The organism is Ralstonia sp. TCR112, from assembly GCF_007997035.1.
Taxonomy (GTDB): domain Bacteria; phylum Pseudomonadota; class Gammaproteobacteria; order Burkholderiales; family Burkholderiaceae; genus Ralstonia; species Ralstonia edaphi.
This window is the reverse complement of the sequence record NZ_VOSS01000161.1, coordinates 1-6,980: the sequence shown is the minus strand read 5'-3', so window position 1 is coordinate 6,980 and position 6,980 is coordinate 1. Positions and strand designations below refer to the sequence as shown.

The following is a 6,980-nucleotide window of genomic DNA, read 5'->3' as shown; positions in this document are numbered from 1 at the left end:
GAGTCGCCCCCGGCAGGGGGAGAAACAAAGGATGCGCCGCCGCGCCAACCCATCAAACCACCAGTTCCAAATTCCGAACTCAACACGCGGAGCAATTTTCTCGGCACGCCGAGCTCAGAGCCCGACACATGGAGCTTTTTGCTCGGCGCCCCGAGCTCAGAGCCCGACACATGGAGCTTTTTGCTCGGCGCCCCGAGCTCAGAGCTCGACGCATGAAGCTTTTTGCTCGGCAGCCCGAGCTCAGAGCTCGACACACGGAGCTTTTTGCTCGACGCCCCGAGCTCAGAGCCCGACACATGGAGCTTTTTGCTCGGCACCCCGAGCTCGGAGCTCGAAACACGGAGCTTTTTGCTCAGCGCCCCGAGCTCAGAGCTCGACAGCGGGACGGCAGACCGCCGAGTGTCGCGGTCTGCCGCTGCTTACAGGAACATCCCGCCCGACGCCTCAATCCGCTGCGCATTGATCCACCGGTTATCCGGCGACAGCAACGAGGCCACCACACCGCCAATATCGTCCGGCAGCCCAGCACGCCCCAGCGCGGTATTGGCCGCCACCATCGCGTTGACATTCGCGTTGTCGCGCACCGCACCGCCACCAAAGTCCGTCTCAATGGCGCCCGGCGCGACCACGTTCACGGCAATGCCGCGCGGGCCGAGTTCCTTCGCCAGATAGCGCGTGAGCACCTCCACCGCGCCCTTCATTGCCGCATACGCGCCGTAGCCCGGCAGCGCAAAGCGCGCCAGCCCCGACGAGATATTCACGATGCGCCCGCCGTCCGCCATGAGCGGCAGCAGGATCTGCGTGAGGAAGAACACGCCCTTGAAATGCACGTTCATCAGTTCGTCGAACTGGGCTTCGGTGGTTTCGGCCACGGCGGCATGCACGCCAACGCCAGCGTTGTTGACGAGGTAATCGAAGCGCTCGGCCTTCCACTGCGCCAGCACGCCGCGCACGGCCTCGGCAAAGGCCGGGAACGTGGCGATCTTGCCGGCGTCCAGCTGCAACGCGGCGGCACGGCGGCCCTGGGCTGTCAGTTCAGCGACGAGGGCGTCGGCTTCGGCGCGGTTGCTGCGGTAGGTGAAGATCACGTCGTGCCGCGCTGGGCCAGCTTCTGCACCATGTTCTTGCCAAGGCCGCGGCTGCCGCCGGTGACGATCGCGATGGGGGTATGGGTCTGCGTCATGTTTGCTCTCCGGTTGGTTTTGGGATGGGTGTCGAACAACGTGAGAGCATGGTATTGGGCGACAAACAAAGAATAAATCTCGCTTATCCTATCGCTGTGTTTTCCCACAGATAACAATCAGCCCACCCCCGCCATGTCCACTAACCGACTCGAAGCCATGCAGATTTTTGTGCGCGTGGCTGAACTTGCCAGCTTTACGCGCGCGGCCGAAGCCTTGAGCATTCCCAAGCCGGCCGCCTCGGTGGCGGTGCAGCAGCTGGAGACGATGCTCGGCACACGCCTGCTGCACCGGACCACCCGCAAGGTGCAGCTCACGCAGGACGGCCAGACGTTCTACGAGCGCTGCCAAGACCTGCTGGCCGACATGGACGAACTGCAGACCATGTTCCGCCAGAGCCCGCAGGCCCTGCGCGGCCGCCTGCGCGTCGACATGCCGGTCGGCGTTGCACGCCGCATCGTCATCCCCGCCCTGCCCGCGCTGCTCGATGCCCACCCCGAGCTGGAAATCGAACTCTCCAGCACCGACCGCCGCGTCGACCCGGTACGCGAAGGCTTCGACTGCGTACTGCGCATCGGCACCCTGACCGACAGCAGCCTCATTGCCCGCCCGCTCGGCCAGCTGCACCAGGTCAACTGCGCCAGCCCCGCCTACATTGCACGCTATGGCATGCCGAAAACGCTCGATGACCTCGACCACCATCGCATCGTCCATTACGTGCAGACGCTGGGGACGAAGTCGCCGGGGTGGGAATACACGGTGGACGGCCGCTCCGCGTTTCGGCCGATGAAAGGCGCGGTGACGGTCAACTCGGCCGAGAGCTACGACGCAGCGTGCCGCGCGGGGCTGGGGATGATCCAGGCGCCGGTGTACGCGGGGCTGTCGTCGGCGATTGCGGACGGTACGCTCCTCGACGTCATGCCCGACTTTCGGCCGCCGCCGATGCCGGTGTCGCTGGTGTATCCGAACCGGAGGAATCTGCCGGTTCGGGTGCAGGTCTTCATGAACTGGATGAGCGAGTTGTTGGAGCCGTATCTGGAACCGCTGGGCACGAATGCGTAGGCACGCCGACTTGCGGCCGGTGTAGTCTCACGGCTTGCCGCCGCCAGCAACATCACCCTGCCCCGGTCATGAAAGCTCTCCAATACTGCGCAACGTCCGCGCTGCTCGCCTGCAGCGTCGCCGTCGCCTCTCCCGATGAAGATCGACTCGGCAAGGCGCAAGGCTATCCGCTTGCGCCAAGCGCGGCGCGCATCCACGAGGCGCAGTACATCGTGGGCGCCTTCAGCGGCATGGGCCGTATCTCGCCGTCTTGCGACCTGGCGCCGGCCGAGCAACCGGTGCAGCTCAAGACCGCAGAAAAGGAGGCGGATGTCCGGTATCGCTTCCGCAACCATGACTACACGCTGGCCGACTACATGGAACATCAGCGCGCGACCGCTGTGCTGATCGTTCAGGACGGCGTCATCCTGGCCGAGCATTACGGCTACGACCGCACGAGCGACATGCGCATGCTGTCCAACTCGATGGCCAAGACGCTGGTTGCACTGGCCATCGGCAAGGCGCTGGAGGATGGAAGCCTGCGCTCGCTGGATGACCGTGTTGACCAGTACGTGCCCGAACTGGCAAGCACGCTGTACGGTGGAACGCGCATCGTCGATCTGCTGCGCATGGCCTCCGGGGCGAAGTACGTCGAGGACTACACCCCGACTGACGACCGTGCACGTTTTCTCAAGACGGCAGCGAAGCAAGGCGTGCTCGCGGCAGCGGCCCAGGTCAACGAGCGCGCCGATGCGCCGGGCACGCGTTTCAACTACGCGGGCGCGCAAACCGAAGTGTTGGCGCTCGTGCTGCAGGCGGCGACGCACCGCAGCCTGTGCGACTTCGTTGACGACAAGCTATGGAAGCCGATGGGGGCCGAAGCCAAGGCGACCTACCTCCTGCGCCAATCCGACGGATCGGCGTTTGCACAAGGCGGCTTCAACGCGACGGCGCGAGACTACGCGCGCCTCGGGTCCATGCTGGCCAACGATGGCGTGGTGCAAGGCCGGCAAGTCGTGCCGCGCGAGTTCCTGCTCGACATGACCGACGCAGCGCGCCAGCCTGATGCGTTTCGCCCGGTGCAGATGACGTATCACGGCAGTCGCTATTACGGCTATGGCTTCCAGGTCTGGCTCCTCCCGGGACAAGCACGGCGATTCGTGCTGCTTGGCGTCCATGGGCAGGCGATCTACGTGGACCCGCAGTCCAGGCTCACCATGGTTCATCTTGCGGTGGGCAAGGACGCGGCGGGCGATGCGAGCGGCGCGCACCTGGGCGCGGAGCGCGATGCGTTGTGGCGCGGTGTTGTCGAACGGTTTGGTCGATAGGCGCGCCGCTGATGCTGGTGAAAAAAACGCGCCGAGATCACGTCGGCGCGTTTTTTCTTTCAGCACGCGGCTTCCGTTAAAACCGATGGTTGACCCGCACGTACGCAGACTGCGCAGACACGTGGCTCGTGTTGATGGTGGCATCCACGCCCAAGGACACCGTGGTTGCCTTGGCTGCCTGGAGCGTGACGCTGGCCCCCGTCGTCAGGAACGAACGCGGCAGATCGGTGCCCGGGGCCGCGAACGCGGTGCCGTCCTGGCTCTGCACCTGGACGACGCGGCCGGCGTTCATCAGCTCGTGCGCATAGCCCAGGCGAAGCTGCACGTTGACGGGCCGCACATCGCCGAAGGCCTTGTCGAGCGTGACGCCCACATACGGCTGGAGACTGCGCGCGCTGTCCGGGCCGACTTGCAGGTTCTGGCCGTTGGCGCCGTCTTCTCCGAAGCCGCTGCCGCGCACATAGGCGTAGCGCAGGCCGACGTGCGGCGCGAGGCGGAGGCCGCCCATCTCCAGGGGCAAGCTGGCCTGCGTGGCGGCCGTGAATTCGTGCGCGAGATGGTCGCCCTCCGCGGTGCCCACGCTGCCGAACGGCCGTTTCTGCGAGAAGAAGTCGAGCCCGTAGCCCACCGTGGCCGACAGGTTGACGGCACCCATCGGCTGCGCGCCGTAAAGGGCCACGCGGAGCGTGTCGATGGCGCCCGATGCGCCGGTGGTGTCTTCGCCGAGCGTGGTGTGCGTGTAGCCGGCCGCGGCGCCCACGGTAGCTGCGCCCATACGGCCCTCCGCTCCCGCCAGGAACCCGTACGCGTGCGTGAGGAAGCCGGGCGCATTACCCGTGCCGCCCACCTTCGTGCTGGAGCCGCTGGCCGTAGCCCATACGTTGTTGGAGCCGCCCAGCGCGTCTTGCGGCCCGGACAACCGGCCGAGCAGCGCGGCGTTGGCGCTTTGCGCCTGCAGCAGCGCCGTCGTGCCAAGCGCCGTGTAGATGGAGGTCTTTGTCGGTGCAACCACGGTCGGGCTGCCTGGGGTGCCGGGCGCTGTCGCTTCTGCGAGGAGCAGATCGACCGCATTCGTTCCGTAGTCCACCGAGGTCTGCAACGTACCGAGGTTGGCGCCTGCCGTTGCCGTGCTGACGTTTGCGAAGCGGCCGGTCACGCCGCTGCCGGCGCTCAGCACGGTGTAGCGGCGCGCGGTATAGGTGCCCGGATCGAACACGATGGCAAGCGACCCGCCGAGCGCCGCGGCACCGCCCACACGCAGTTGCGAGGCGTCCGTCGGGCTGACCTCGATGGCGAGCGTCCCGTTTGAGCCTTGCGTGTAATTGCCGCCCACCGAGAGCGTACCGATGGAGCCGCCGGGCGCGACCACCCCGCTGCTGCTCACGTCGCCCGAAACCGTGCCGTGGCCGCGCAGCGTGCCCAGCGCGTTCACCAGGACATTGCCGCCAAGCACGGCACTGGCGTTTGCCGCGTCGCCGACGGCCAGCGTGCCGCCAGCCACCGTGGTCGACCCCGAGAAGCCGCTGCTGACACCGTTGAGCGTGAGCGTGCCCGTACCCTGCTTGATCAACGACCCATTGCCGCCCAGGCTGCCGCTGAAGGTTTGAGACGAATCGTCAGCCAGCGTCAGCGCGCTGCCATTCAGCACCACGCGGCTGCCGGCCACGCCCGAGAGATGCGCGACCGTCTGGTTGGCGCCTGCGGACAGATCGAGTGCCGAAGTTGCGCCCGTGAGCGTGATCGTCGTACCCGACGCCAGGCGGCCGGCACCCGTCAACGCCAGCGTGCCGGCGTTGATCGTCGTTGCACCGCCATAGGTGTTCACGCCGGACAGTGTTTGCGTGCCGCCGTCCAGCGTGAGGCCGCCCGTACCGCTGATCGCGCCGCTGAAAGTACCCGCCGCGTTGGCGAGCGTGAGGGTCCGGCTGCCCAGGGCGACACTGCCCGAGCCCGTCAATGCATTGATGGTGGTGCCGGACGTCGTGCCCGAGATGTCGAACGTGCCGTTGTTCACGACGCTGTTCGAAGCCGCAATGCTGCCGGCACCCGACAGTGCCAGCGTGCCCGCATTGATCGACATCGAACCGGTAAATCCATTGACCCCCGACAGCGTTTGCGTGCCACCGCTGACCGTAAGGCCACCCGTCCCGCCGATCGCGCCGCTGAACGTGCCCGCTGCATTCGCCAATATCAGCGTCTGGCCACCCAGAGCGACGGCACCTGTGCCCGTCAAGGCGCTGATGGTGGCGCCCGAGGTCGTCCCGGCGATGTCAAAGGTGCCGTTGTTCACCACGCCGCCGGAAGCCGCAATGCTGCCGGCTCCCGACAACGCCAGCGTGCCGCCGCTGATCGTCGTTGCGCCGGTGAATACGTTCACACCCGACAGCGTCTGCGTGCCAGCCGAGACCGTGAGGCCACCCGCGCCGACAATCGCGCCGCTGAAGGTACCGGCTGCGTTGGCCAGCGTGAGGTTCCGGCTGCCCAGGGCGACCGTGCCCGTGCCGGTCAAGGCGTTGATGGTGGCGCCGGAGGTCGTCCCAGAGATATCGAAGGTGCCGTTGTTGACCACGCCGCTGGAGGCGGCAATGCTGCCGGCGCCTGACAACGCCAGCGTGCCCGCATTGATGGTGGTACTGCCGGCATAGCCTGCCGTGCCTGAGATGGTGAGCGTGCCAGCCCCGGCCTGCACCAGATTGCCGGAGCCGCTGATGGTGCCGGCGTACGTGACCGTATCGCTGCGGTTGAACGCGAGCGTGCCGTTGTTGACGATATTGCCCGCCACCGAGCCCGTGGTGCCGCCGTTGCCGATCTGCAGCGTGCCGGTGGTGATGGTGGTCGCGCCGGTGTAGGTGTTGTCGCCCGTCAGCGTGATCGTTCGACTGCCGGTGACGCCCACGCTGCCCGCGCCCGATATGACGCCTGACACCACGAGGTTCGTCGTCGTCGAATCGAGTGTGACGCGCGACGTGGCGTCGCCCAGCGTGACGTTGTTGGACAACGAGAGGCCTGCACTGCCGGCGGTGATCTTGGCCACTGCGCCCGCTGCCACGTCGAGGTTGCCGATGATGTTGGAACCCGTCACCAGTTGCAGCGTGTTGTTCGTCCCGTTGAACTGGATGGCTGCCGCCCGCGTCACGCCGTCGCTGAACAACCCGCCGCTGATCGTGCCGCCATTGACGATGACCGCGCCGTTGGCGATGACACCCGCGCCCGCGGCACCGCCGTTGCCCGCGCCGCCGGTAATCGTGCCGACATTGGTGAGCACGTTGAACCCGGCAGCTAGGTTGACGCCCGCGCCACTGGCACCGGCCGTGCTGCCGCCGCCACCCGCAGCGCCGCCAACACCGCCCACGATCGTCCCAATGTTGGTCACCTGGGTGCCGGAACCCAAGGTCAGCAACCCATCGCCACCGCCACCGCCGCCGCCCGG

3 protein-coding genes and 1 pseudogene are annotated in these 6,980 nt (G+C 66.8%); 2 read left to right on the top strand and 2 right to left on the bottom strand.

All coding sequences use genetic code 11. The annotated features are described in order from the left end of the window. Positions 1-419: 419 nt before the first annotated feature. Positions 420-1,183, bottom strand: a pseudogene (locus FUT88_RS24815) (SDR family NAD(P)-dependent oxidoreductase). 133 nt (positions 1,184-1,316) lie between these two features. Between FUT88_RS24815 and FUT88_RS24810 the strand changes: the two are divergent. Together FUT88_RS24810 and FUT88_RS24805 are read left to right on the top strand one after the other, a co-directional pair. After that, positions 1,317-2,243, top strand: coding sequence for a LysR family transcriptional regulator (locus tag FUT88_RS24810; protein WP_147219180.1), 927 nt, complete (start codon positions 1,317-1,319; stop codon positions 2,241-2,243). 68 nt (positions 2,244-2,311) lie between these two features. Continuing rightward, positions 2,312-3,550 carry a serine hydrolase domain-containing protein gene (locus FUT88_RS24805; RefSeq protein ID WP_147219178.1) on the top strand — a complete coding sequence of 413 codons (1,239 nt, stop codon included), beginning with the start codon at positions 2,312-2,314 and terminating at the stop codon, positions 3,548-3,550. A gap of 76 nt (positions 3,551-3,626) precedes the next feature. On the opposite strand, the gene FUT88_RS24800 is transcribed toward FUT88_RS24805, so the two are convergent. Next, the coding region (locus tag FUT88_RS24800) for an autotransporter domain-containing protein (protein ID WP_147219176.1) at positions 3,627-6,980 on the bottom strand (3,354 nt) is incomplete at its 5' end.

What these genes read in the sequence shown, in the direction of transcription:
- FUT88_RS24805 (WP_147219178.1), top strand. Translation starts at nt 2,312, where the DNA reads ATGAAAGCTCTCCAATACTGCGCAACGTCCGCGCTGCTCGCCTGCAGC.
- FUT88_RS24810 (WP_147219180.1), top strand. Translation starts at nt 1,317, where the DNA reads ATGTCCACTAACCGACTCGAAGCCATGCAGATTTTTGTGCGCGTGGCT.